The sequence below is a fragment of the Amycolatopsis sp. NBC_01286 genome (assembly GCF_035982555.1).
Lineage (GTDB): Bacteria > Actinomycetota > Actinomycetes > Mycobacteriales > Pseudonocardiaceae > Amycolatopsis.
Genome location: NZ_CP108428.1, coordinates 5,154,779 through 5,177,918, shown reverse-complemented (window position 1 = coordinate 5,177,918; position 23,140 = coordinate 5,154,779). Strand labels below are relative to the sequence as shown.

The window sequence follows — 23,140 nt, the reverse complement described above, 5'->3', positions numbered from 1 at the left end:
CGGCCGGGACCGCGCCACACCGGCGCGGTCCCGGTCGCGAACCGGAGGTCCCGTCGTGGCCACACTCAGCCGTCTGGCCGCCTTCGCCGCGGTGGTGGCGATCGTCGCCGGTTGCTCGGCGGCGCCCGCCGCGCCGTCCGACTTCGGTGCGGGCGACCTCGCCGTCGCGCTCGGGAAGGTGCCCCGCGACCTGTCGACGGTGCACGGCCTCGACCTCCCGCTCGACCGGTCGCAGCTGACGCCGGTCGAGGAGCTGGAGGTCATCAAGGCGCGCAACACCTTGATGGAACGCTGCCTCGCCGCCCACGGGCTCTCGTTCACCTTCCCGCCCGTCGATCCTGTGCGGGACGCCGCCAAGCCACGGCGGCACGGTCTCGTCGACGCGGCCGAAGCGGCGGCGTACGGCTACCGCGACCCGGCGGTCTTCGCCCCGCACGGCGCCGACCGGCCGCCGCCACCGCCGGACGTCGTCGCGATGATCACCGGCACGCGCGAAGGACGTGACGTCCCGCCCGGCGGGTGCGCGGGCGAGGCGGACAGAGCCCTGGCACCCGACGGGAAACCCGGCCAGGAACCGGTGGGTTTCGCTCTGAGCCAACGGAGTTACGACATCACCCGGACCACCCCGCCCGTCACCGCGGCCGCGGCGGCGTGGTCGCGGTGCATGGCGGAGGCCGGGTTCCGTTACGCCGACCCGCAAGCCGCGATCGAGGATCCCGCGTTCGGCGCGGGGCGGGCGTCGGCGCACGAGATCGCCGTCGCCGTCCGGGACGTGCGGTGCAAGGAGCGCACCGGCTGGGTCCGGACGTGGGTCGCCCTCGAGCGCGTCGTGCAGGAGGGACTCGTTCCGCACCACGCCGCCGACCTGGCCCGCGAGCAGCGGCACAAGGACAGCCAGCTGGCGGTGGCCCACGGGATCGCCGGGTGACGGCGTTCCGGGGACCGGTCCCCGGCCCGGTCGGCTACAACGGGGTGCACCGGTGCGCTCGCGGGTGGGGTTCCGACGGCGTGGGGGTCCGCCGGAGCCACGCCGCGGGGGGCACCCTGACCGGCGTGTCCCACCCTGTACCCCAGCGGGGCGGGACCGCCCGGCGCGGGACCGCCTGCCCTTGAACCGGCAGGCGGTCCCAGCGCGGACTCGGCGGGCTCAGCCGCGCGGCGCACCGCCCGCTTCCCGGAGCCGGCGCAGGCCCACGGTGACGACCGCCGTGGCGACGACCAGGTGCATGAGCATCAGCCCGACGACGTTGGCGGCCGTCGCGCCCGCGGTCAGCAGCAGGACGTCCGGGATCCAGGTCAGCACGAGCGCGCCCGGCACGATGACGCGCAGGGCCCGCGGGAACCGCTGGGCGAGGAAGGTCCAGCCCACGACGCCGAGCACGAACCCGACGATCGTCGCGGGCAGGTAGGCGACCGGGGCGAGGCCCATGCCGATGCCGCCGTCGTCGAGGGCGGACGCCGTGAGCCCGATGGCCGTGTTGAGCGCCGCGGCGGCCAGCGCGGCGAGGCCGTACCGGAGAGCGACGGCCGAGGTCGGGGTGGCTGCGGTGGTGGTCATCGCTTCTCCTTGGGTTGCGTGTGCAACCCAAGGTAGGTTGGGTTGCGTGTTAAAGTCAAGCGGTGACCGAGGACGCGGTGGAGCCGCTCGACGAAGTCCAGCACCGCGCGTGGATCAACCTGGTGAAGGTGCTGCTGACGCTGCCGGGAGTGCTGGAGAGCCAGCTCCTGCGCGACGCCGATCTCACGCTGCTGGGCTACATGATCCTGGCCCGCTTGGAGGCCTGCCCCGGTCAGACGCTGCGGATGAGCGAGGTCGCGCAGATGGCCAACGGGTCGCTGCCGCGGATCTCGCACGCGGTCGCGCGGCTCGAGGACCGGGGCTGGGTGACGCGGACGGTGTGCACCGGTCAAGGCCGGCGCTTCACCGTCGCGAGCCTGACCGACGCGGGCCGCGCGCACCTGGGCGCGTCGGCCGCCGGGCACGTCGCCATGATCCGCCGGCTGGTCGTCGAGCCGCTGGGCGCGGACTTCGTGGGGGTGGGCGAGGCCGTCGAGCGGATCGTTCAGGTGCTCGGGCTGCCCACCACATCACTGAAACCGTGATGGCGCATGGCGATCTTGTGCGGCCGCGGCCGGCCGGTCTCGCGGAAGCCGAGCCGCTCGTAGAACGCCCGGGCGCGCGGGTTGACGTCGAGGACCTCGAGCACCACGCCCCGGCCGCGCGACGCCGCTTCGGCGACCAGGGCCGCCACGACGTGCGCGCCGACGCCGCGGCCCTGGTGGTGCGGCTCGAGCTCGATCCGGCCGAGGACGACGTCGGGCCCGGTGTCGTCGACGACCAGCACACCGGCGTCCTGCCCGTCGACGGTGATGATCTGCGTGCGGGCCGCGTCGAAGGTCTTCTCGTGGTAGGCACGCTGGACCGGTTCGTCCCAGCCCCAGATCGCCTCGACGTACTCGCCGAGCGCACCGCGGTGCAGCTGATAGCAGAACTCGTCGTCGCCCGAGCGCAGCTGGCGCAGCCCGGCCTGGCGCGTCTTCCCGCCCATCACCGCTCCCCGAGGATCCGGCGGGCCCGGGCCAGCACCGGCTTGTCGACCATCTTGCCGTCCACAGTAGACACCGACTCGCCCGCGGTGACGACCCGGCGGGCCCAGTTTACCTCGTCGCCGGTCGGGGCGAACCCGGCGCGGACCGGGGCGATCTGCTTCGGGTGCACGCAGAGCTTGCCCGCGAAGCCCATGCGCCGCGCGTAGCGGACGTCGGCGGCGAGCCGCGCTTCGTCGTGCAGGTCCGTGGTGACGCCGTCGACCGGCGGCGCGAGCCCGGCCGCCGCCGACGCCACGACCAGCCGCGAGCGCGCGTAGGCGAACGGCTCCGGGTCCTCGGGCGCGACGCCCAGCTCGGCGGCCAGGTCGACGCTGCCGAACGCCAGCCGCGTCACCGATCCGACGGCGGCCAGCTCACCCGCGCGTTCGACGCCGATCGCCGTCTCGACCAGGGCGACCACCTCGCCGAGCCCGGCGAGCACCTCGGGCGTCTCGGCCTTCGGCACCATGACCGGGACACCGCGCGCGGTCACCAGGGCGGCGTCGGCGTCGAACCAGGGCGTGCCGGGGGCGTTGATCCGCACCATCGCCCGGCCGCCGCCGGCGAGCCAGGCGGACACGGCGGCGCGGGCGTCGGCCTTGTCCGCCGGGGCCACCGCGTCCTCGAGGTCGAGGACGACGACGTCGGCGCCGCTCGCGACGGCCTTGCCGAAGCGGTCGGGCCGGTCGCCGGGCACGAACAGGAACGTCGTCGCGGCCACCTTCGCCTCCCATCCGGCGAAACCGGCGGACCCGGCGGAACCGACGTGTTTGACTGGTCGTGACGACGATATCCCGACCGCGGAGGACGGACGACTTGCGCATCGACGACGGCGCCACGACCGGGTGGATCCGCCGGTTCCACGACGCGACCGGCAGCACCGCCCGCCTGGTGTGCTTCCCGTACGCGGGCGGGTCGGCGAGCTTCTTCCACCCGGTTTCCGCGCGCTTCTCCCCCGGCACCGACGTCGTGGCGCTGCAGTACCCGGGCCGCCAGGACCGGCGGCACGAGGCGTGCTTCGAGGACATCGGCAAGCTGGCCGACCAGCTCGCCGACGAGGTCGCCGCGCTGAGCGCCAAGCCGACGGTGTTCTTCGGGCACAGCATGGGCGCGGTGCTCGCGTTCGAGACCGCGTACCGGCTGGAGCGGGCCGGTGCGCACGCGCCGGCCGTGGTGGTCGCGTCGGGCCGGCGGGCACCCTCGACCCGCCGCGACGAGCGCGTCCACGAGCGCGACGACCAAGGCCTGATCGCCGAGCTGCGGCTGCTCGACGGCACGGACTCGGCGGTGTTCGGCCACGAGGAGCTGCTGCAGCTGGCGCTGCCCGCGATCCGCGGCGACTACACCGCGATCGAGACCTACCGCTGCGAGCCGGGCCGCCGGATCGCGGCCCCCATCGCCGTGCTGACCGGCGAGGACGACCCGAAGACGACGCGGCCCGAGGCCGAGGCCTGGCGCGAGCACACTTCGGGCGCCTTCACGCTGCGCGTCTTCCCGGGCGGGCACTTCTTCCTCGCCGACCACCAGGCCGGCGTCGACGCGGAGCTCGCCGGGCACCTCGACGCGCTACGCGTCAGCTGACCGGCGCGATCGTCTCCCCGGCTACCGGCGGGCACGTCAGCAGCCGGTGGACCGACGGGTCGGCCGCGGCCGGGTCGAGCAGGGACGCCAGCAGCCGCACCGCCGCCCGGCCCATCTCGCGGCGCGGTACCTCGAAACCGCTGATCTCGGGGCCCGGCGGCGCGCCGGGCGGGCGGCCGAGGACCGCCAGGGAGACGTCGCCGGGGACGGAAACCCCGGCCTCGCGCAGGGCGCGCCACGTCGCGTGGAACACCGCACCGGTGTCGGTCTCTTCGACGACCAGCGCCGTCACGCCGTCTTCGAGCCAGGTAGTGACGTCCGCGGCGGCGAGGTCCGTGCCGTCGGTGCGGACGACCGTCAGCGCCGCGCCCGCGTCGGCCGCCGCGGTGCGGACGCCGCGCTCGCGGTCGTCCGACGACGGGGCCTCGTCCGGCTCGCGCAGGTAGCGCAGGCGCCGGTGGCCCGCGCCGACCAGCCGCGTCACCACTTCGGCCGAGGCCGACACGTAATCCGCGCCCACGTAAGGGATCGTGCCGCCCAGCTCGGTCCGGCGTCCGATGTAGACGATCGGGAAGCCGCTCGCCATCAGGTCGCCGACCGCGGCCACCGGGACGTGCCGGCCGAGGAACAGGCAGCCGTCGGCGAGCCGGGTGCGGCGGATCCGCGTGTGGTCGGGCACCGCGCTCGACGCGGTGAACATGATCAGGTCCTGGCCGAGCTCGGCCGCCTCCGCCTCGACGCCGGCCAGGATCGGGTAGTACGAGTCGGCGACGTCGATGGGGAACGCCGGGGTGAAGGTGTAGACGCCGAGCAGGTTGTTGCGCGCCGACGCCAGCCGCGTCGCCACCGGGTCCGGCACGTACCCCAGCCGTTCGGCGGCTTCCAGCACCCGCAGCCGGGTGCGCTCGGACAGCCGGACGCCGGTGCGGTTCCCGCCGAGCACCACCGAGACCGTCGCCTGCGAAACCCCGGCGACGCGCGCGATGTCGGCCTGCCTCGGCGTCCGCCGCGCCCTGCTCATCGGTACCTCGCTCGGTTCGCCTCACCTCGGGTCAACTGACTCGGTTCAGTTGCCAGCGTGCGACGCGCGCGAAGGCCCGTCAACGGTTTTGCCCGAAACTCCAGCGAACCTGTCCCGACCGTACTAATACGTATTACTCCATTGACTTCGCCGTTCGGCGCGTGCCACCGTCGCCGGACGCGAACACTTCGAAGGCGAAGGAGCGGCACCATGTCCCTCACTCGACGCGGCCTGCTGGCCGGTGCCGCCGCACTCGGCGCGGGCGCCGTCCTGCCGGCGTCCGCCCTCGCGGCGCCGGCCGGTTTCCCCGACTACCGCTACCAGCGGCTCGCGCTGGTGAAGAGCAAGCTGAAGTACAACCCGACCGGCGAGCTGATCTTCCCGTGCATCCGCGGCACCGCGGGCCGCATCCCGAACGCACTCGCCGCGTACTACCTCTACTACGCCCCGCACGACGCGCCGGGCGGGATCTGCCTGGCCTACGCGAACACCCTCGACCAGGAGTTCACCGAGTACGCGGGCAACCCGATCATCAAGAACTCGTGGCCCGGCGAGTACTCGGTCAGCCACGTCTCCTCGCCGCACGCCCTGTGGAACGACGACGTCAACCGGCTCTACCTGTACTTCCACGGCGAGAACACCGTGACCCGCCTGGCCAGCTCGGCCGACGGCATCCACTTCACCTACGAGAAGGAGGTCCTGTCCACCCGGCTGCAGCCCGCCGGCACGACCGAGACGTCCTACGCGCGGGTGTTCCGCCAGGACGTGCCGTCGAAGAACGCCCGCTACGTCATGGTCTTCATGCTCAACAACACCACCAACCACCGCGACATCGGCTGGGGCTGGTCACCCGACGCGCTGAACTGGACGTTTTCGCAGACGCCGCTGGTGAAGCACACGGACGTCGGCGCGAACGACATCGGCGGCCCGCACCTGCTGAACCGCAACAACAGCACGTACGTCGTCTACAACACCGACATCGCCCACGGTGGCAACCTGATGATCACGGAGGTGGGCAACGACTTCTCGAAGCGCAACCACCTGGGCGTCTTCCACGATTCGCTGAGCGGATCCCCGGACAACGGCCGCAGCGCGGCGCCGAGCTTCGGCACTTATCAGGGGCACGAGTACATGATCTACGAGGCGGGCGAGCGCCTGGCGGGCAACATCGCCATCGCCCGCGCCATCTGACCCACCACGGCAAACGCCGTCCACCACGAAAGCGGTGGACGGCGTTCCCAGGCGCCTAGCTCGGCTGTTGTTCCTTCTTGTCCTCCTCCGCCCACGCGGCCTCCGCCTGCATCTGGATGTCGGTGAGGCCGCGGTCGACCTGGACGATGTCCTTGCCCGCCCAGCCCACGAAGTTCTTCGAGCTCTTGGCGTCCGACAGCGCCTTCAGCATCGGGTAGTAGTCCGGTGCCTTCTCCTTCAGCCAGTCGTCGACGAACTTCATCTTGCTGTAGCTGTCGCCGAACTTGGTCTTCAGCCAGTCCTCGTGCTTCTTGATCGTCGAGATGTCCTGGTCGCTCAGCTTCGACTTCGGCGACGGCGGCTTGGGCGCGGGCGGCGGGTCCGCGGGCTTCGGCAGGGGCCGCGAGAAGTTCGGCGTGGTGCCGTCGCCCGGGGGCCGGGTGCTGGGCGTGGCGCCGCCTCCGGGCGGGCCGTCGTGGGTGACCGCGGTGCCCGGCGGGGGCAGCGGCCGCGAGAAGTTGGGGGTCGTGCCGTCACCCGGCGGCCGGGTGCTCGGTGTGGCGCCGCCTCCCGGCGGGCCGTTGTGCGTGACCGCGGTGCCCGGCGGCGGGGGCAACGGGCGCGAGAAGTTCGGGACGCCACCACCCGGACGCGGCGGCAGGTTGCTCAGCTCGTGGCCCGCACCGGACGAGCCCGGCTTCCCCTTGACCAGCTTCGACAGCCCGGTGAGCCGGGCCAGCGTGCGCCCGGCGTAGGCGACGACCTTGGCGAGCTTCGCCGTCATCGCCGCCACCTGGATCGAGACCTGCGCGACGACCTTGCCCACGCCGACGGCGATCGACGCGCCGAAGGTGGGGATGGCCAGCGCGAGCGCGATCAGCATCGTGGAGATGATGTCGCCGAGGATCGTCGTGATGATGTCGCGCAGCAGCGAGCGGACGGCGCCGATCAGGGCCCCGGTGGTCTCGACCATGTAGCCGGCGACGTCGGACGCCTTGGCGTTGGCGGCGATCCAGCCCTTCCGGTCCTCGATCGACTTCAGGAAGCTGTCGTAGCCCTTGCCCTCCCACTGCGTGATCGTGGCCTTGAGGGTGTCGTCCAGCTCGGTGCCGGTGTTGCGCAGCGACTCACCGATCTTGTGCAGCTCGTTGGCGATCTTCGTGACCTCCGCGGGGTTGCCCGCGACCTGGTCCAGCGGCCACTTCAGGAACGAGACGTGCTCGATCAGCCAGCCCAGGCCCGCCGCGATCAGCTTCGCCAGCGGGTCCATCACGAACGCGACGGTGTCGAGCGCGGCGCTGATGACGTTGATGCCCAGCTCGACGCTGACGGCCGCGAGATCGCCGCCGTGTTCGGTCTGGACCTTGCCGATCGAGTCGCCCACCTGCTTCCAGCTGTCGAAGACGCCGGCCCCGGTGGTGGAGTTCGATGCCGTGATGGGAACGGTCACTTGCCCAACTCCGTTTCGAAGGTGCGCAGCCCCTGCGCCGTGTTCGCGTCGTGGGTCGCGTACGTTTCGGCGGCCTTCTTCACGTCGTCGGCGGACTTCCCGATGTCACCGACGAGCTTGGAGATCTCGCCCGTGATGACGCCCATCGTGATCCGTGAGGGCACGGCCAGCACCTGCGCGAGCAGGATGCCGAACGCGGCGTTGTCGAACCCGTTGGCCGCCTGCATCCGGTTCGCGGCGTCCTGCACCGCCGGCTGCGTGGTGCCCGACAGGAACTGGCTGAACTTCTGCAGCTCGGCCGGGTCGACCGAGAAACCTGCTCCGGAAACCACTGGTTCTCCTCCGTACTACCAGGGATTGCTTTCGCCGTCGTCCTCTTCCGGCGTGGACCGGGGACGACGACGTGGCGGACCTTGCTGCGGCGGCTGCGGCGGCGGCGGTGGCGGTGGCGGTGGCGGCGGAGGTGGCGGCGACGGGCGCTGCGGCGGCGGGACCGGCCTCTGCGGGCGGGCGCCGGCTTCCGGCGGCACCGCGAAGCCGTTGTCCGGTTGCGCGCCTTCGTCCGGTTCGGGCGACGGCAGGAACTCCGTCAGCAGCTCGCGGGCGGCCGAGTTCTCGCCCACCATGCCACTGAACGCGTCGGCGACCTCGGCCGAGACCTTCTGCTGCGCGCGGCCGATCAGCTGCATCACCAGGCCGGAAAGGGCCTGCGGGGGACGCTCGTACGCGCGCGGGCCGAACCGGAGGTCCTGCAGCACCCCGCTCGGGCCGACGGTCACCGAGACCGCGCCGTCCGGCGACTGCACGGAGGCGACGGCGGCCTGGAGCCGTTCCTGCGCCGCCGCGGCCTTGGCCTGGAGTTCCTCGAGATCGGCGTTGAACGCGGCCAGCGGGTCGCCGCCGGGGGGCACTGACTGGGTCAATTTGTCCTCGTCGCGAGAAAGTTCGTGAACGAGTGAAGTCAATCAGTGCTCATTTAACGTCAGGTGACACGGACAGAGCCGCCAGCTGAACGCGGGAAGTGAGGCTCACTCAAGAAAAGACGTGCCGCACCACCACGCCGACCAGCCGGTCCCGCGGCACGAACCCGTAGTGCCGGGAGTCCCAGCTGGTCGGCCGGTTGTCGCCCAGGACGACGGTGCAGCCGGGCGGCACCACCGTGCCGCCGAGGCCGTGGACGTCCGGGTCGGCCCAGCCGGCCGGGACGCGGTCGCCCGCCACCGCCACCACGCGCTTGAGCAGCAGCTGCTCGCCCACCGGCGCGCCGCTCGGCAACCGCGGGTAGCGCAGCAGGGCCACCCGGCCGCGCCGCGGACGGTGGGTCCGGCGCACCAGGACCCGGTCGCCGGACGCCAGTTCCGGGGCCATGCTCGCACCGTCCACTGTGGTCACGATCAGCAGCCGGCGGGCGGCGACGGCACCGCCCGCGGCCAGCAGCACGGCCAAGACCAGCGCTTTCACGGCACGGCCTGGTAACCGTCGGCCTGCAGGCGGAACAGGCGCGCGTACCCGCGGCCGTCGGCGAGCAGGCTCTCGTGCGTGCCCAGCTCGCCGACCCGGCCGTCTTCGAGCACCGCGATGCGGTCGGCGTCGCGCACCGCGCTCAGCCGGTGCGAGATGAGCAGGCTCGTGCGGCCGTGCCGGTGCTCGCGGATGCGCGCGTGCACCTCGTGTTCGGCCTCCGGGTCGAGCCCGGAGCTCGGCTCGTCGAGGATCATCAGGTCCCGGCCCTCCCGCACGAGCGAGCGGGCCAGCGCCAGGCGCTGCCACTGCCCGCCGGAGAGCACCACCCCGGTGGACGCGTCCTCGGTGTCGGTGCCGATCTCGAAGATCCGGGTGAGCGGCGTGTCGTACCCGCGGGGCAGCGCGGCGATCCGGTCGTGCGCGCCCGCCCGCGTCGCGGCGGCCACCAGCCGGGCGCGGTCGCTCATCGCGGCCGGCTCGCCGAGCCCGATGTTCTCGGCCGCGGTCATGTCGTAGTTCATGTGGTCCTGGAACACCGCGCTGATCCGCTCGCGCAGCGACGCGGGCGGGATGTCGCGCAGGTCGACGCCGTCCCAGAGGATCCGCCCGCGCGTCGGGTCGTACATGCGGCACAACAGCTTCACGAGCGTGCTCTTGCCCGCGCCGTTGAGGCCGACGAGCGCGACCGCCGCGCCGTGCGGGAGGGTGAGGTCCACCCCGCGCAGCACCCACGGGTGGTCGTCGCTGTAGCGGAACCAGACGTCGCGCAGCTCGATCCCCTGCCGCAACGCGGGTGCCGGGTCACCGGAACCGCTCGGCAGATCGGGTTCCGCGCGGACCACGGCGACGTAGTGCGCGAACGACAGCAGCCGCGCCTGGCCGTTGGCGATCGCCGACGCGAGCGTGCCCAGCGCGGCCTGCACCCCGGCGACGGCGGCCACGAACATCGAGACGTCGCCGGCGCTGAGCGACCCGTCGCGCGCCGACGTGATCGCCCACCAGAGCCCCGCCCCGGCGACCGCCGCGCTCAGCGCCGTCAGGCCGCCCATGGTCCGCAGCTCCCGTTCGTCCATCCGGCGCTGGGCGGCGTTGGCGCTGCGGCGCTCGTCCATCAGCCGGGCGCGCAGGAACGCCCCGATGCCGAAGAGCCGGATCTCGGTCGCGGCGGGGATCCCGGTGAGCAGCTGGCTGTAGAAGAACTCGCGCCGGGCGAACCGCTCGACGCGCCATTCCACCGCGGCGCGGCGCCGGGCGAGCAGGAGCTCGGCGAGCAGCGCGGGGATCGCGGCGGCCAGCACGACGCCGGTCATCGCCGGGCTCAGGATGAACAGCGAGCCGAGGAACCCGGCCAGCGAAAGGGTTCCGCTGAGCGTGCCGCCGACGCCGTCGACGATCTCCGGCATCCGGCCGCAGCTCTCCTGGGCCAGCCGCAACCGGTCCTGGTAGGCGGGGTTTTCGAAGGTACGCAACCCGACCTGACGGCCCAGCGCGGCGAACAGCCCGTCGGTGGCGACGGTGCTCGCCGCGCGGCCGATCTGCGCCCGGGCGTAGTGGACGACCACGGGCAGCGCGGCGACGGCGAGCCCGGCGCACGCCAGCGCCACGGCGAGGCCGCCGACGGCGCCGGCGCGCGAGACGAGCCGGTCGAGGACGAGCTTGGTCAGCCAGGCGGTGGCGATCGGCGCGGTGGCCGCGGCCGCCGTCATGACCAGCAGCCCGGCCAGCCGCGCCGGGCCGGACCGCCACAGCAGCACGGCGGCGGCCGCGGCCGCGTCGCGCAGCCGGCCCGGTTCGCGCACCGTCACCGCCCGGCGGGGACGGTCAGCTCGGGCACCCGGCCCGCGGTCGCGACCACCCGCCCGTCGGCCACGACGTACAGCGCGGGCGTCCAGGTGTTGCGGAACGCGGCGGCGACCGGGCCGCCGTCGAGGTCCGCCGGCACCACCCGGGCGACCTCGGCGAGCGCGCGCACGGTGTCCGCGTCGTCCCCGCCGACGACGGCCAGGACGCGGTCGCGGCCCTGCTCCCGGGCGTAGGCGAGGAAGTCCGGCAGGGTGTCGTGGCAGGCGGGGCAGTCGGCGGAGAAGAAGGCCACCGTGCCGTCCAGCGTGGCGGTGGTGAGCGGCTCGCCGTCGGTCGTCGTGGCGGCGAACTCGCCGACGGCCGAACCGGGGCGCAGCGCGAAGAGCGGCCCGGACCCCGCCGCGGCCTGGGCCCGCATCCGGCGCAGGATCCCGACGGTCAGGAGCAGGTTCACCAGGCACAGCAGGCCGAGCAGCACCAGAGCGGCGACGACGAAGGGCATCAGGAACTCCTTGCGAACACGACGGCGATGTCGTCCATCGCGATGACGAGGACGGCCGCCACCCCGCCCGCCGCGACCGCGAGAGCGGCCCCGGCGACGGGTGGCAGGTGCTCCGGCGCGAAGGCGCCGAGGACGGCGAAGCAGAGCAGCACGGTGTTGCGCGCCAGGTGCCGCGGGCCGACCGGGGTGTCGGCCGTGCCGAAGCAGCGGCACGACGCGGGCCGCCCGCGACGCAGCGCCGTGCCGATGGAGGCGGCGAAAGCCAGTAGCAGCAACGAAGCGAGGACGAAGCCGGCCGTCGCGGTGGCCGGCACGACCACGAGCACCGCGGCGCCCGCTTCGGCCCCCACGACGGCCACCGACACCGGCACCACGGCGTTCGCGGGCATCGGCACCAGCGCGGGCACCGACCGCGCGAACCCGCGGAAGTCCCGGAGCTTCGACACCGACGAGGCGGCGAACACCACGGCGATCAGCGTCGCGCAGGCCGCACGGAGGTAGTCCACGGCACTCCTTTCCCACGGGCGGTGCCCGCTCGCGCGGACACCGCCCGGTACGTTCGGGACCGGTTCAGCAGGTGCTGCGGATCTTGGACCATTCGCAGCCGGTCTGCGGGCAACAGAACCGGTACCAGTACCCGGGGTGGCCCGCGCTGTTGCAGAAGTAGCCGCCAGCACAGGCGGAGGCCTGGGCAGTGGGCACGATCCGGTCGAGCACGCGGTCAACGAGGCGCCGCATGGTGTCTCCCTTCGACGGTGGGTGTCCGACGTGGCACGGAGCCGCAGTCCGCGATCCCGCACCGGCCGCGAGCATCGCCGCCACAGACGACCAGAGCAGCAATCCCGGACGAACCCGGACGCCCCCGTTCACCGACCGCCCGGCGCGTTGCGGCCGAGCCTCACCGCTTCCCCCACCGGCAGCGCCCACGGCCGCCGTCGCACGCCGACCGACCCCCGGCACGGACCGGGAAGCCTGCCCACCGACGGTCACCAACCACCACACCCACCGCAGCCGGACACGGTCACCGCAGACGCTCGACCCCGCGAGCAGCGGAGAAGGCCCGAAACCTCACCCACCGGCAGCCAACTCTGGCCCCTGAGCCGACCCATGGGTGCGAGAGCCGACCCTCCGGGTACGCGAACCGACCCCGCAGGCACGCGAGCCGACCCCCTGGGTACGCAAACCGACCCTTCAGCCCCCGAGCCGACCCCCTGGGCACGCAAGCCGACCCTCCGGGTACGCGAACCGACCTTGCCCCGGCGCATGTCTCGCGCGAGTGGGAACGCATCTCGCGTGATTGCGCGCGCATTTCAAGTGTCTGGCCGCGCATCTCACGTGATCGAGCACGTGACTCGCGTGATTGGGCGCGTGTCTTGTGATCGGGGGCGTGACTCGCGTGATTGGGGGCGGAACTCGGCCGCCCTCAACCTCGGTGACCTCCGCTGCGAACGGTCGGCAGAGCCGCGGCGGGTGGCGGGCGGGCGTCAGCCGCCGGTGGTTACCGTCCGGGCTGTGGGCTCCGGGATCTCCGCCGGTTCTGGCAAGCCCAGCTCGCGGTGGTGGTCGCGGGCCGCCAGCCAGTGCTGGCGGGCTCGTGGGGGGTCGCCCAGTGCGGTCCACGCCCGGGCCAGGCCCAGGTGCGCGCGGGCGGCCTGGTGCAGGATGCCCAGGTCCACCGCCATCGCCAGCGCGGACTCGTGCGACGCCCTCGCCTGGCCGGTGCGGCCGAGGTCCAGGGAGACGTCCGCGAGGCACAGCAGCGCTTCCAGGTGCAGGTCGCGGTCGCCCGCCTGCTGGGCGATGGCCGTCGCGCGGCGGAAGAAACCGCAGGCCTCCTCCGCGCCCCGGCCGGACCTCAGGTGCGTGTCGCCGATGTTGAGCAGGGTGCGGCCCATGTCGCTCAGGTCGCCGGTCTGCTGGTCGATGGCGAGCGCCTTCAGGTGGCTCTCCAGCGCCTCGTCGTAGCGGCCCAGCCGGCCGTGGACGTAGCCGAGGTTGGTGAGCGCGGTGCGTTCGCCCGCCCGGGCGCCGATCTCGCGGGCCAGCGCCAAGGCCCCTTGCAGGAACCCGGCCGAGCGCGCGAAATCGGCGTTCCAGGAGGCGATCGCGCCCAGCGTGCCGAGCGCGCGGCACTCGCCGGAGCGGTCTTCGGCGCCGCGGAAGCAGTCCAGCGCCTGCTCGGCGAACCGGGTCGCCACCTCGTAGCGGCCGACCTGGCTGTGGGTGGCCCCGAGGCTCAGCAGGGCGTGCCCGCGGGCGACCGGGTCCGCCGACTCCGTCGCGCTCGTGTGCAGGGCCAGCGCCTCCCGGATGTGGCCGCCGGTCTGCAGGTACCGGAACAGGATCCGCGACAGCAGCCCCGCGTGGCCCGACGCCACCCCGTGGAGGCCGGCGCTGACCAGGTTGGCCCGTTCGGCCTCCAGCCACGCCGCCGCCGACGCCCGGTCGGCCACCGGCGGGATCGGCAGGCCCGGGTCGGGGACGTGCGGCCGGTGGTCGCGCACGCGCGGCGCGTAGTGGTCCATCGCCGTGGCGGCGGCGAACGCGTAGTAGTCGAGCAGCCGCGCCAATGCGGCCCGGCGGCCGGCGGAGACGTCCTCGTCCTCGGCCCGCGCCATCCCGAACGCGCGGATGAGGTCGTGCAGCTCGAACCGGTCCGCCTCGCGGCGCCGCACCAGGCTCGCGGCGGCGAGCCGGTCGGCGGTCCGGGTCGCCTCGGCCAGGCCGGTGCCGGTGAGCGCGGCGATGCCGTAGACGTCCAGGTCCGCGCCCGGGTGCAGGGCGAGCAGCCGCAGGGCCCGCTGTTCCGGCTCGCCGAGGTGGTCGTAGGACAGGCTGATCGACGCGTCCACGGCGTCGTCCAGGCGCAGGTGCGCCCGCCGCTGCTCGAGCCGCTCCAGGTGGTCGGCCAGCAGCCACGACCGGTGGGCCGGCGCGGTCATCCGCAACGCGGCCAGCGTCAGCGTGAGCGGCAGGTGGCCGAGCTCGGCGGTGATCCGCCGGGCCACGCCGGGTTCCTGGTCGATCCGCTGCGCGCCGACGGTGCGCCGCAGGTAGGCGAGCGCCTCGTCCGGGCTCAGCACGTCCAGCCGGACCTGCGCACCGGCCAGCCCGGGCAGGGCCAGCCGGCTGGTGACGAGCACCGGGCCGCCCCGCGCGTCGGGCAGCAGGGGCCGGACCTGGTCCTCGCTGTGGGCGTTGTCGAGCACGACCAGCAGCCGCCGCCCGGCCGAGCGCTCCCGGTAGACCCGCTCCTTGCCCGGCAGGTCGGCGGGGACGGCGTGCCCGGGCACGCCGAGCAGCCGCAGGAAGGAGTCGAGCACCGCGGCCGGGTCCACCGGCGGCCGGCCGAGGTCGGGGTGGAACCCGCGCAGGTTCACGAAGAGCGCGTCGTCGCACCGGCCGGTGCGCAGCAGTTCGTGGCCGACGTGCACGGCCAGCCCGGTCTTGCCGACCCCGGCCATGCCCGCGATCGCCGACGCCTGCCCGCCCGCGGCGTCGCCGAGCGCCGCGCACAGCCGCGCGAGCTCCGCGCGGCGTCCGGTGAAGTGCGGGATCGCCTCGGGCAGGCCGAGCTGGGCCTGCACGAAGGTCGCCGCCTCCGCGCGGCTGCGGACGACCCGCAGCATGTCCTGCCAGCCGGCGACGTACCCCGGGTCCGGGTGCAGCACCTCGACGACGGCCAGCACCAGGTCGGTGTTGGGCCGGGCGCGGCCGGTCTTGAAGCAGTCGGCGACGGTGGTGCGGGCGGTGCGCTCGGCGGGCGGGCGCCCGGCCGCCGTCCAGAGCCGGTTCACCCGCTCGGCGATCTGCGCGTACGACGGGTCGCCCGCCCACGTCTTGAGCAGCCGCAGCCGGGCGATGAGCTCGGCCAGCGTGCGCGCGTGGCCGGGATCAGGTGCTTCGGTGAACGCCATGACGCCCCATGGTGGCCGCGATCCGCGGCCACGACCATGGATTTGCCGCAGGGTGTCTGTCCGCAAGCGACCGGTTACGCAGGCTCAGTGGCCCATTCGAGAACGGTGCTCACTTTTGTGAACACTGTTCTTGACTTCGCCGCGCGCGGGCGGCACTCTGATCCCAGACCGAGAACAGTGTTCTCGCTTTCTCCGGAGAAGGGACGATCCCCATGACCACGACCACTTCCACCACGTTCGCCGGCCGCGTTCCCACCCGCCGCTGGGACCTCGCCGGCCGCGGCTTGATGGCCTTCAACGCCGTGACCACCTTCGCGGTGTTCGTCCACGGGCTGTTCCTGATGGCGGCGACGACCGACGACCGCCTCATGGTGGAAGGCTGGCGGACCTTCGGCTACCTCGTCTTCACGGCGATGTGGACGATGCTCGCGTTGCGGCCGCGACAGGCCCCGGCGATCTGGGAGATGGTCATCGCCCACAAGGTGGCGGCGGCGATCCTCGCCCTCACGATCATCCACACCACCGAAGGCGGCCAGTCGTCGATCACCGACTCCTGGGTCGCGCTGTCCACGATCTTCGCCTACGTCGTCTGCCGCGGGTGGCGGTCGTGGCGGCTCGTCCGGCGTGGACACTAAGGTCGGCCCATGGTGACCCCGCGGCAGTCGGCGCGTGAACAGATGATGCGCGACGTCGTGCGCGTCGGCCGGGAACACCTGAAAACGTTGCTCCCGGCCGATCTCTCGCTGCGGGGGGTGGCCCGGGACGTCGGCGTCGTGCCCTCCGGGCTCTACCGCTACGTCCGCGACCGCGAAGCGCTCATCACGCTGCTGATCATCGACGCCTACGACGAGCTCGCCGACGAGGTCGACGCCGCCATCGAAGCGGCGTCACGCCGGTCGCACCGGAAGCGGCTCGAGGCAGCGGTGCTCGCCGCGCGGGCCTGGGCGGTGCGCGAACCGTCCCGGTTCGCCCTGCTCTACGGCACGCCGGTGCTCGGCTACCCGGCGCCCGGCGAGCAGACGGTGGGGCCGGGCACCCGGGTCGTCGCCGCGCTCGGCCGGCTGGCCGAGGACGCGTGGCGAACGGGCAAGCTGCGCAAGGTGGACGCGACGCTCAGCCAGCCGGTCCGCGCGGACATGGAACGCCTGCGCCAGCAGCACGGCCTCGACATGCCGGCGAGCAACGTCGCCCGCGTCTACGGCCTGTGGTCGGCGGTCACCGGCGCCATCCTGTTCGACGCCTTCGGCCAGTACGCGGCGGACACCGTGAGCGACAAGGAAGCGTTCCTCCGCGACCACGTCGCGGGCCTCGCGGACACCATCGGCCTCTGACCGAACCTCGCGCATCCGCCGGACCTGGCCACCGCGCCGCAGGTGAGGCACCATGGACGACGGCCGCGCCGTGGCGGCCGGCCGTCGGCGAAGGAGCCCGCGATGGACGCCCGTGCGACGCTGCCCGGCAGACGCGGGGCCCCCGGGCGGCTGGTACTGGTCGTCGACGACGACCCGCGGGTGCGGACCGTCGTGACGTGGCAGCTGGAGGCCGAGGGGTTCCGGGTCGCCGAAGCCCCCGACGGCCGGCGGGCCCTCGAGACCATCGAACGCGAACACCTGGACCTCGTCATCCTCGACCTCGCGCTGCCCGGCGTCGGCGGCCTGGACGTGCTGCGGCGGCTGCGCGACGGCGAGCGCGCCGCCGGCGGCACCGCGCTGCCGGTGATCGTGCTGTCGGGCCGCAGCGGCGAGACCGACCGGATCGTCGGGCTCGACCTCGGCGCCGACGACTACCTCGTCAAACCCTTCTCCCCCGGCGAGCTGGCCGCCCGCGTGCGCTCGGTGCTGCGGCGGGTCGCGCCCGCGCCGCCGGTGGCCGCGACCGGGCTGCGGATCGACCACGCCGCGCGCGAGGTCTTCTCCGACGGCCGCGAGATCACCATGACGGCCAAGGAGTTCGACCTGCTCGCCTTCCTCGCCGGGCACCCGCGGCAGGTCTTCACCCGCGCCCAGCTGCTCGAACGCGTCTGGGCCAGCGCCGCCGAGTGGCAGAGCGAGGCGACCGTGACCGAGCACGTCCACCGCCTGCGCCAGAAGCTCGGGCCGCGGCTCGTGCGGACCGTCCGCGGCGTCGGCTACCGGCTCGAGCCGTGACGGCCGTCCGCGACGCCGTCGGCGACACCGAAGCGTTGCTGCGGGCGCAGTCCGGGGTGCTGGAGCGCATCGCGGGCGGCGCGCCGCTGGCCGAGGTGCTGACCGAGGTCGCGACCACCCTCGAACGGCTGATGCCCGGCTGCCACTGCTCGATCCTGCTGCTCGACCTCGAGTCGGCGACGCTGCACCACGGCGCGGCGCCGTCGCTGCCCGCGGCGTACTCGGAGGGCATCGACGGCCTCCCCATCGGCCGGGATGCCGGGTCCTGCGGCGCGGCGGCCTACCTGGGCGTGCCGGTGATCGCCGAGGACGTCACGACCGACCCGCGCTGGGTGCGGTTCCGCGACCTCGCGGGCGCCCATCGGCTGCGGTCCTGCTGGTCGACGCCGATCCGCGGCCGGGCCGGCGTCGTCGGCACCTTCGCCGTCTACCACGAGCGGACCCACCAGCCCGCGCCCCGCGAACGCGACCTCGTCGACCGGCTCACCCACCTGGCGTCGGTGGCCATCGACCACGACACGCTCTTCGGCGCGCTGGCCGACAGCGAGGAGCGGTTCCGCCGGGCGTTCGACGACAACGTGACCGGCATGGCCATCACCGGGCCCGACGGTGCCGTCACCCGGACCAACGAGGCGCTGCGGGACCTGCTCGGGCGCACGGAGTTCGAACTGCTCGGCGCCCGCCTCGACGAGCTGCTCACCCCGGCGGGCGAACCGGCCGCCCCGTACGAGGCGACCCTGCGCCACCCCGACGGGCGCACGCTGGACCTCGTCGTCTCGGTGTCGCCGGTCGCCGGGCCCGACGGCCGGCCCGTCCGGCTGATCGCGAACGTCCTCGACGTCACCCAGCGCCGCGCGGCCGAGCGGGAACGCCGCGGCCGGCGCGAGGCCGAGGTGGCGCGCCGGGCCGCGGAGCAGGCCAGCCGGGCCAAGACCGACTTCGTCGCCGCCCTCGGCCACGAGCTGCGCACACCGCTGCAGGCCGTCACCGGCTTCACCGAGCTGCTGGGCTCGCTCGACCTGCCGCCGGAACGCCGGCGCGCGGCACTGGAGCACATCAACGGCGCCGCCGGGCACATCCTGGCCATGGTCGACGACGTCCTCGACGTCGCCCGGATCGAGGCCCGCGCGCTGCCGCTGCACCCGGTGGACATCGACGTCACGGCGGTCGTCGCCGAGGTGCTGAGCCTGCTGGAACCGCTTGCCGGCGCCGAGGGCGTCCACCTCCGCGACGAGAGCGGGCCGGCCACCGCGCACTGCGACGAGCGGCGGCTCAAGCAGGTCCTGCTCAACCTCGCGGGCAACGCCGTCCGCTACAACCGGACCGGCGGCACGGTCACGATCACGACCCGCACCGAGGCCGACGCCGTCGTCGTGACCGTCGCCGACCGCGGCCGGGGCATCGCGCCGGAACACCTGGAGCGGCTGTTCACGCCGTTCGACCGGCTCGGCGTCGACACCGACCAGGGCGTCGGCCTCGGGCTGCCGCTCGCGAAAGGGCTCACCGAGGCGATGGGCGGCCGCCTCGCCGTGGCCAGCGTCGCCGGTGAGGGGACGACGGTCGAGGTGCGGCTGCCGCGTTAGGCCGCGTCGACCTTGGGCATGATCTCCTCGGTCAGCCGCTTGAGGTCATCGAGCGTCTTCGACGTCGGCACGTCGCGGAACGGCGGCCACAGCAGCGGCATCGTCATCCCGGCTTCCTTGTAGCGCTTGAGGATGTCCTCGATCTGCTGGGCGCTGCCGGCCAGCAGGTTCGTGCCCTTGCCCGCCGGGGTCCGGTCCATCGGCTCGTCGGTGATGACGAACCAGATCATGCTGCACATCTCGAACCCGCCGGGGAAGCCGCGGCCGAGCTCGCCCAGCTCGCGTTCCATCTCGCCCTTCCAGCGCTTGATGTCCTCCGGGGTGTCCTGGATGCCGATCCAGCCCTGCAGGCCGTACTTCGCGATGCGCTTGGCCGAGCGCTTCGGGTCCTTGAGGCCGGAGAAGAAGATCGGCGGCGGCTGCTGGATCGGCTTGTGCCCGAAGCCCGACAGCGGAAAGTCGGCGAACTCGCCGTGGTACTCGAACAAGTCGTTGGCCCAGATGCCCTGCATGATCTCGATCGTCTCGCGCACGTGGGCGTGCCGGCGCGGGAACAGCTGCGGGACGCTGGCGGCGGCGAACTCCTCGGGCATCCAGCCGGAGCCGATGCCGACGTTGAGCCGGCCGCCCGACAGGTGGTCCTGGGTGGCGAGCTCGGCCGCGAGCACGCCGGGCGAGCGGTACGGCGTGTCGATGATGCTCATGCCGATCCGGACCTTCGTGGTCTTCGCGGCGAGCCACGGGATCAGCGTCATGCCCTGGAACCACTTGCCGCGTGAGACGACCGGCAAGGCGTTGGGCAGGTCGGTCATCATGCCGAACGGGTACTGCAGCTCCGCGCGGTCGGACGCCTCCGGGACGACGATCCGGTCGAGCGTCCAGACGGAGTCGAAGTCGAGGTCCTCGGCCAGCGCCGTGAGGTCTTCGAGCTCTTTGAGCGTCGCCTCGTCGCGGAAGTTGGGCAGGTACAGAGCGAGCTTCATGCGTCCGGCCTCCTCGTGACGTCGTCGTCGAAGGGAGAGCGTGCGCCGGCCGGCTCAACTCGATCACACGCGATTCTCAAATCCCCGTCAACGGCACCGCGGAGTACGGCGGACGGTCTCTATGTTTCCCCTATGGACGTGCTCTGGAGCCCCACGGCGGACCGCATCGCGAACTCCCCGCTGCGCGCGTACCTGGACTGGCTGGAGAAACGCGAAGGGCGGCCGTTTCCCGGCCACGACGCGTTGTGGGCCTGGTCGGTCGAGGATCTGGACCGGTTCTGGCGCTCGATCGTCGACTACTACGAGGTCGGCTTCGCCACGCCGTGGACGCGCGTGCGCACCGCGGACCCCATGCCGCACACCCGCTGGTTCACCGGGGCGCGGCTGAACTGGGCGCAGCACGCGCTGCGCGCCGGGGCCGACGACGGCACCGCGCTGGTCTGCGTCCGGGAGGGCGGCGGGCCCGCACGCGAGATCACCTTCGGTGCCCTGCGCCGGTCGGTGGCGGCCGCGGCCGGCTGGCTGCGCCGGGCCGGTGTGCGCCCCGGCGACCGCGTGGGCGCCTACCTGCCCAACACCGAGCACGCGGTGATCGCCTGCCTCGCGACCGCCGCGGTCGGCGCGGTGTGGGCGTGCTGCTCCCCCGACTTCGGCGCCGACGGCGTCATCGGGCGCCTGGCGCAGCTCGAGCCCGCCGTGCTCATCGCGGCGGACGGCTACCACTGGAACGGCAAGGAGATCGACCGCGGCGACGTCGTCGCGCGGCTGCGCGAGGAGCTGCCGGCGCTGCGGCACGTCGTCCACGTCCCGTACGTCTTCGACCGGCCGCACCCGGCCGGTTCGACGCCGTGGGACGAGCTGCTGGCCCAGGACGCGCCGCCGGAGTTCGAGCAGGTCGAGTTCTCCCACCCACTGTGGGTGCTGTTCACCTCCGGCACCACGGGGCTGCCCAAGGGCCTGGTGCACGGCCACGGCGGCATCACCCTGGAGGCGCTGAAGTGGTCCGGGCTGTACTGCGGGCTGCGCGCCGGCGAGCGGATGTTCACCTGCACCTCGACCGGCTGGGCGCTGTGGAACATGCAGCTCGGCGCGCTCACCCAGGGCGCGGCCGTCACGCTGTACGAAGGCAGCCCCAACCACCCGGCGGGCGCGGTCTGGGAGGTCGCGGCCCGGACCCGGGCGGACGTCGTGCTGCTCGGCGCCGCGGTGATCACGGCGACGGCGAACACCGGCGTCTCACCCCGGCGGGACCACGACCTGAGCCGGCTGCGGCACGTCATGGTCAGCGGTTCGGCGCTGCCTTCGTCGGGCTACCACTGGGTCATGGAGCACGTCGGCCCCGACTTGCGGATCGACTCGACCAGCGGCGGCACCGACATCTCCGGCTCGTTCGTCGGCGCCAGCGAGTACGACCCCGTCCGCGTGGGCCGCATCGGCGGGCGGCTCGCCGGCGTCGACTGCGCGGCCTGGGACGACGACGGCGAGCCGGTCCTCGACGCGGTCGGCGACCTGGTGCTCACCCAGCCGATGCCGTCGATGCCGGTGTCGTTGTGGAACGACCCCGGCGACGTCCGCTACACCGAGTCCTACTTCGACACCTGGCCCGGCGTCTGGCGCCACGGCGACTGGGTGACGCTGCATTCCGACGGCAGCGTGTCGATCCACGGCCGGTCGGACTCGACGCTCAACCGCCAGGGCGTCCGTCTCGGCAGCAGCGACTTCTACGACGTGCTCGAAGCCCTGCCGGAGATCGCCGAGACCCTGGTGATCGGGGTCGACCTGCCCGGCGACGGGTACTGGCTGGGCCTGTTCGTCGTACCGGCACCCGGCCACGAGCTCGACGACGCGCTGAAGGGGAAGATCGTCACCACGCTCCGGACGCGGCTGACCGCCCGGCACGTCCCGGACGAGATCATCGAGGCGCCCGCCGTGCCGCACACCCTGAGCGGCAAACGGCTGGAGGTCCCGATCAAGAAACTGTTGAGCGGCAAGGACTTGGCGAAGGCGGCGAACATCGCGTCGGTCGACGATCCGGACGCGCTGCGCTGGTACGCGCGGTTCGCCGCGGACCGGGCGCGCTGACGTGCGCGTGGGCGCGACGCTCGCGCACCTGACGCCGGGGCCACCGATCGCGCTCGCCGAGTGGGCGAAACGCTTGGTGGGTAACGGTTTTGGGATTCTGCGGCGACCGGCTGACCCTCGGCGTCAGCCCCGGCTCGACCGACCTCGACTACGCCCTCCTCGACCGGGACTACACCGCGCGCTTCCGGACCTTCCGCGAGAACCTGCCGCTGCTGCGGGAATTGCTCGGCCCCGAGCGGCCCCCACTGCTCCTCGGCTCGCGGGGCGCCAACGTCGAGCGGGCGGCCCGCGAGTTCGACGGCTGGCTCGCGTCGGCGTACCGCCGCACCCCGAGCCCGCCCGGGTCCGGGCCCTGTTTCCGTGAAAGCTAGGTGAGCAGTTGCCGCAGGCCGGCGATGCCGCCGCCGTAGACGTCCTGGGCGAAGGTGCGGTCGAGTTCCGCTTCCTGGCCCGCGTCGGCGTCGTACTCCGCCCACCATTCCACGAAGGACTCGCCGGTGTCGGTGACCGGGCTGACCCGGATCGTCGAGACGTAGCGGCGCACGCCGAACGGGTTCGCCCCGGTGAACGCGTAGGTGAGGGTGCGAGCGGGGTCGTCCAGGACGAGCAGCCGTTCGTCGAAGGGGTCACCGCCGGCCGCGAGGGTCAGCCGCCGGACGGCCCCGACCTGCCCCTCGGCGCCCTCGACGATCTCGCAGTGCCCGATCGCCCCCAGGAAGTCGGGCAGGTCGCCGAAGGCGCGGACCCGGGCCCAGACCTGGTCGACGGGCGCGGCGACGACTCCGCTGGCGTAAGGACGCGGCATGGTGACTCCAAGGTGTCCGGCG

The 23,140-nt window shown here is 73.4% G+C and carries 25 protein-coding genes; 10 read left to right on the top strand and 15 right to left on the bottom strand.

From position 1 onward, the window contains the following. Positions 1–55 precede the first annotated feature (55 nt). Positions 56–928: a hypothetical protein gene (locus tag OG570_RS24815; protein WP_326959633.1), complete on the top strand. Its 873-nt coding sequence runs from the start codon at positions 56–58 to the stop codon at positions 926–928. A 219-nt stretch (positions 929–1,147) separates the two neighbouring features. On the opposite strand, the gene OG570_RS24810 is transcribed toward OG570_RS24815, so the two are convergent. Continuing rightward, the gene (locus OG570_RS24810) at positions 1,148–1,558 is read right to left on the bottom strand and encodes a DUF6069 family protein (protein WP_326959631.1); all 411 of its coding nucleotides are present in this window, start codon (positions 1,556–1,558) and stop codon (positions 1,148–1,150) included. A gap of 62 nt (positions 1,559–1,620) precedes the next feature. On the opposite strand from OG570_RS24810, the gene OG570_RS24805 reads away from it, so the two are divergent. Then, positions 1,621–2,103 carry a MarR family winged helix-turn-helix transcriptional regulator gene (locus tag OG570_RS24805; RefSeq protein ID WP_326959629.1) on the top strand — a complete coding sequence of 161 codons (483 nt, stop codon included), beginning with the start codon at positions 1,621–1,623 and terminating at the stop codon, positions 2,101–2,103. Here the strand turns inward: OG570_RS24805 and OG570_RS24800 are convergent. Continuing rightward, a complete protein-coding gene (locus tag OG570_RS24800) occupies positions 2,064–2,549 on the bottom strand; it encodes a GNAT family N-acetyltransferase (RefSeq protein WP_326959627.1) in 486 nt (161 codons plus the stop codon). The genes OG570_RS24805 and OG570_RS24800 overlap by 40 nt on opposite strands. Further along, positions 2,549–3,310 (bottom strand): HpcH/HpaI aldolase/citrate lyase family protein, encoded by a 762-nt coding sequence (locus OG570_RS24795; protein ID WP_326959625.1) that lies wholly within the window; start codon positions 3,308–3,310, stop codon positions 2,549–2,551. Before OG570_RS24795 ends, OG570_RS24800 begins: the two co-directional genes overlap by 1 nt. 95 nt (positions 3,311–3,405) lie before the next feature. Between OG570_RS24795 and OG570_RS24790 the strand changes: the two genes are divergently transcribed. Then, positions 3,406–4,170 (top strand): thioesterase II family protein, encoded by a 765-nt coding sequence (locus tag OG570_RS24790; RefSeq protein WP_326959624.1) that lies wholly within the window; start codon positions 3,406–3,408, stop codon positions 4,168–4,170. On the opposite strand, the gene OG570_RS24785 is transcribed toward OG570_RS24790, so the two are convergent. Beyond that, positions 4,163–5,191 (bottom strand): LacI family DNA-binding transcriptional regulator, encoded by a 1,029-nt coding sequence (locus tag OG570_RS24785; RefSeq protein ID WP_326959623.1) that lies wholly within the window; start codon positions 5,189–5,191, stop codon positions 4,163–4,165. The genes OG570_RS24790 and OG570_RS24785 overlap by 8 nt on opposite strands. A gap of 210 nt (positions 5,192–5,401) precedes the next feature. On the opposite strand from OG570_RS24785, the gene OG570_RS24780 reads away from it, so the two are divergent. Next, the gene (locus OG570_RS24780; protein WP_326959621.1) at positions 5,402–6,382 is read left to right on the top strand and encodes a hypothetical protein; all 981 of its coding nucleotides are present in this window, start codon (positions 5,402–5,404) and stop codon (positions 6,380–6,382) included. 55 nt (positions 6,383–6,437) lie between these two features. Here OG570_RS24780 and OG570_RS24775 read toward each other — a convergent pair whose 3' ends face one another. The 9 genes from OG570_RS24775 to OG570_RS24735 form a co-directional block, all read right to left on the bottom strand. Further along, positions 6,438–7,832, bottom strand: coding sequence for a hypothetical protein (locus OG570_RS24775; RefSeq protein WP_326959619.1), 1,395 nt, complete (start codon positions 7,830–7,832; stop codon positions 6,438–6,440). Then, the gene (locus OG570_RS24770; protein ID WP_326943170.1) at positions 7,829–8,164 is read right to left on the bottom strand and encodes a hypothetical protein; all 336 of its coding nucleotides are present in this window, start codon (positions 8,162–8,164) and stop codon (positions 7,829–7,831) included. Before OG570_RS24770 ends, OG570_RS24775 begins: the two co-directional genes overlap by 4 nt. A 15-nt stretch (positions 8,165–8,179) precedes the next feature. Then, positions 8,180–8,755: a YbaB/EbfC family nucleoid-associated protein gene (locus OG570_RS24765; RefSeq protein ID WP_326959617.1), complete on the bottom strand. Its 576-nt coding sequence runs from the start codon at positions 8,753–8,755 to the stop codon at positions 8,180–8,182. Between the two features lie 109 nt (positions 8,756–8,864). Then, positions 8,865–9,293 (bottom strand): S26 family signal peptidase, encoded by a 429-nt coding sequence (locus OG570_RS24760; protein ID WP_326959615.1) that lies wholly within the window; start codon positions 9,291–9,293, stop codon positions 8,865–8,867. Continuing rightward, the gene (locus tag OG570_RS24755; RefSeq protein WP_326959613.1) at positions 9,290–11,101 is read right to left on the bottom strand and encodes an ABC transporter ATP-binding protein; all 1,812 of its coding nucleotides are present in this window, start codon (positions 11,099–11,101) and stop codon (positions 9,290–9,292) included. The genes OG570_RS24760 and OG570_RS24755 overlap by 4 nt, the downstream gene beginning before the upstream one ends. Further along, positions 11,098–11,601: a TlpA disulfide reductase family protein gene (locus OG570_RS24750; RefSeq protein WP_326943174.1), complete on the bottom strand. Its 504-nt coding sequence runs from the start codon at positions 11,599–11,601 to the stop codon at positions 11,098–11,100. Before OG570_RS24750 ends, OG570_RS24755 begins: the two co-directional genes overlap by 4 nt. Continuing rightward, a complete protein-coding gene (locus OG570_RS24745) occupies positions 11,601–12,107 on the bottom strand; it encodes a MauE/DoxX family redox-associated membrane protein (protein WP_326959611.1) in 507 nt (168 codons plus the stop codon). Before OG570_RS24745 ends, OG570_RS24750 begins: the two co-directional genes overlap by 1 nt. Before the next feature lie 64 nt (positions 12,108–12,171). Continuing rightward, entirely contained in the window at positions 12,172–12,339 is a 168-nt protein-coding gene (locus OG570_RS24740) for a hypothetical protein (protein ID WP_247054947.1), read from the bottom strand. Positions 12,340–13,085: 746 nt separating this feature from the next. Beyond that, entirely contained in the window at positions 13,086–15,518 is a 2,433-nt protein-coding gene (locus tag OG570_RS24735) for a tetratricopeptide repeat protein (protein WP_326959609.1), read from the bottom strand. Positions 15,519–15,730: 212 nt separating this feature from the next. Between OG570_RS24735 and OG570_RS24730 the strand changes: the two genes are divergently transcribed. The 4 genes from OG570_RS24730 to OG570_RS24715 all read left to right on the top strand — a co-directional run bounded on the left by OG570_RS24730 (position 15,731) and on the right by OG570_RS24715 (position 19,248). Then, positions 15,731–16,153 (top strand): hypothetical protein, encoded by a 423-nt coding sequence (locus OG570_RS24730; protein ID WP_326959607.1) that lies wholly within the window; start codon positions 15,731–15,733, stop codon positions 16,151–16,153. 9 nt (positions 16,154–16,162) lie between these two features. After that, complete coding sequence (locus OG570_RS24725) at positions 16,163–16,849, top strand: TetR/AcrR family transcriptional regulator (RefSeq protein WP_326959605.1); 687 nt, start codon at positions 16,163–16,165, stop codon at positions 16,847–16,849. A 102-nt stretch (positions 16,850–16,951) separates the two neighbouring features. Further along, a complete protein-coding gene (locus OG570_RS24720; RefSeq protein ID WP_326959603.1) occupies positions 16,952–17,665 on the top strand; it encodes a response regulator transcription factor in 714 nt (237 codons plus the stop codon). Beyond that, positions 17,662–19,248: a sensor histidine kinase gene (locus OG570_RS24715; protein WP_326959601.1), complete on the top strand. Its 1,587-nt coding sequence runs from the start codon at positions 17,662–17,664 to the stop codon at positions 19,246–19,248. Before OG570_RS24720 ends, OG570_RS24715 begins: the two co-directional genes overlap by 4 nt. On the opposite strand, the gene OG570_RS24710 is transcribed toward OG570_RS24715, so the two are convergent. Beyond that, the gene (locus tag OG570_RS24710; protein ID WP_326959599.1) at positions 19,245–20,231 is read right to left on the bottom strand and encodes an LLM class flavin-dependent oxidoreductase; all 987 of its coding nucleotides are present in this window, start codon (positions 20,229–20,231) and stop codon (positions 19,245–19,247) included. The two genes, OG570_RS24715 and OG570_RS24710, sit on opposite strands and share 4 nt — an antisense overlap. Before the next feature lie 132 nt (positions 20,232–20,363). On the opposite strand from OG570_RS24710, the gene OG570_RS24705 reads away from it, so the two are divergent. Next, positions 20,364–22,313 carry an acetoacetate--CoA ligase gene (locus OG570_RS24705; RefSeq protein WP_326959597.1) on the top strand — a complete coding sequence of 650 codons (1,950 nt, stop codon included), beginning with the start codon at positions 20,364–20,366 and terminating at the stop codon, positions 22,311–22,313. Positions 22,314–22,402: 89 nt separating this feature from the next. Beyond that, complete coding sequence (locus tag OG570_RS24700; RefSeq protein ID WP_326959595.1) at positions 22,403–22,684, top strand: hypothetical protein; 282 nt, start codon at positions 22,403–22,405, stop codon at positions 22,682–22,684. Here OG570_RS24700 and OG570_RS24695 read toward each other — a convergent pair. Continuing rightward, the gene (locus OG570_RS24695; protein ID WP_326959593.1) at positions 22,681–23,118 is read right to left on the bottom strand and encodes an SRPBCC family protein; all 438 of its coding nucleotides are present in this window, start codon (positions 23,116–23,118) and stop codon (positions 22,681–22,683) included. The genes OG570_RS24700 and OG570_RS24695 overlap by 4 nt on opposite strands. Positions 23,119–23,140: the final 22 nt, after the last annotated feature.

Coding starts and splice junctions, on each gene's coding strand:
- OG570_RS24810 (WP_326959631.1), bottom strand. CDS start 1,558: ATGACCACCACCGCAGCCACCCCGACCTCGGCCGTCGCTCTCCGGTAC.
- OG570_RS24800 (WP_326959627.1), bottom strand. CDS start 2,549: ATGGGCGGGAAGACGCGCCAGGCCGGGCTGCGCCAGCTGCGCTCGGGC.
- OG570_RS24785 (WP_326959623.1), bottom strand. CDS start 5,191: ATGAGCAGGGCGCGGCGGACGCCGAGGCAGGCCGACATCGCGCGCGTC.
- OG570_RS24780 (WP_326959621.1), top strand. CDS start 5,402: ATGTCCCTCACTCGACGCGGCCTGCTGGCCGGTGCCGCCGCACTCGGC.
- OG570_RS24750 (WP_326943174.1), bottom strand. CDS start 11,601: ATGCCCTTCGTCGTCGCCGCTCTGGTGCTGCTCGGCCTGCTGTGCCTG.
- OG570_RS24740 (WP_247054947.1), bottom strand. CDS start 12,339: ATGCGGCGCCTCGTTGACCGCGTGCTCGACCGGATCGTGCCCACTGCC.
- OG570_RS24735 (WP_326959609.1), bottom strand. CDS start 15,518: ATGGCGTTCACCGAAGCACCTGATCCCGGCCACGCGCGCACGCTGGCC.
- OG570_RS24730 (WP_326959607.1), top strand. CDS start 15,731: ATGACCACGACCACTTCCACCACGTTCGCCGGCCGCGTTCCCACCCGC.
- OG570_RS24725 (WP_326959605.1), top strand. CDS start 16,163: ATGGTGACCCCGCGGCAGTCGGCGCGTGAACAGATGATGCGCGACGTC.
- OG570_RS24720 (WP_326959603.1), top strand. CDS start 16,952: ATGGACGCCCGTGCGACGCTGCCCGGCAGACGCGGGGCCCCCGGGCGG.
- OG570_RS24710 (WP_326959599.1), bottom strand. CDS start 20,231: ATGAAGCTCGCTCTGTACCTGCCCAACTTCCGCGACGAGGCGACGCTC.
- OG570_RS24705 (WP_326959597.1), top strand. CDS start 20,364: ATGGACGTGCTCTGGAGCCCCACGGCGGACCGCATCGCGAACTCCCCG.
- OG570_RS24695 (WP_326959593.1), bottom strand. CDS start 23,118: ATGCCGCGTCCTTACGCCAGCGGAGTCGTCGCCGCGCCCGTCGACCAG.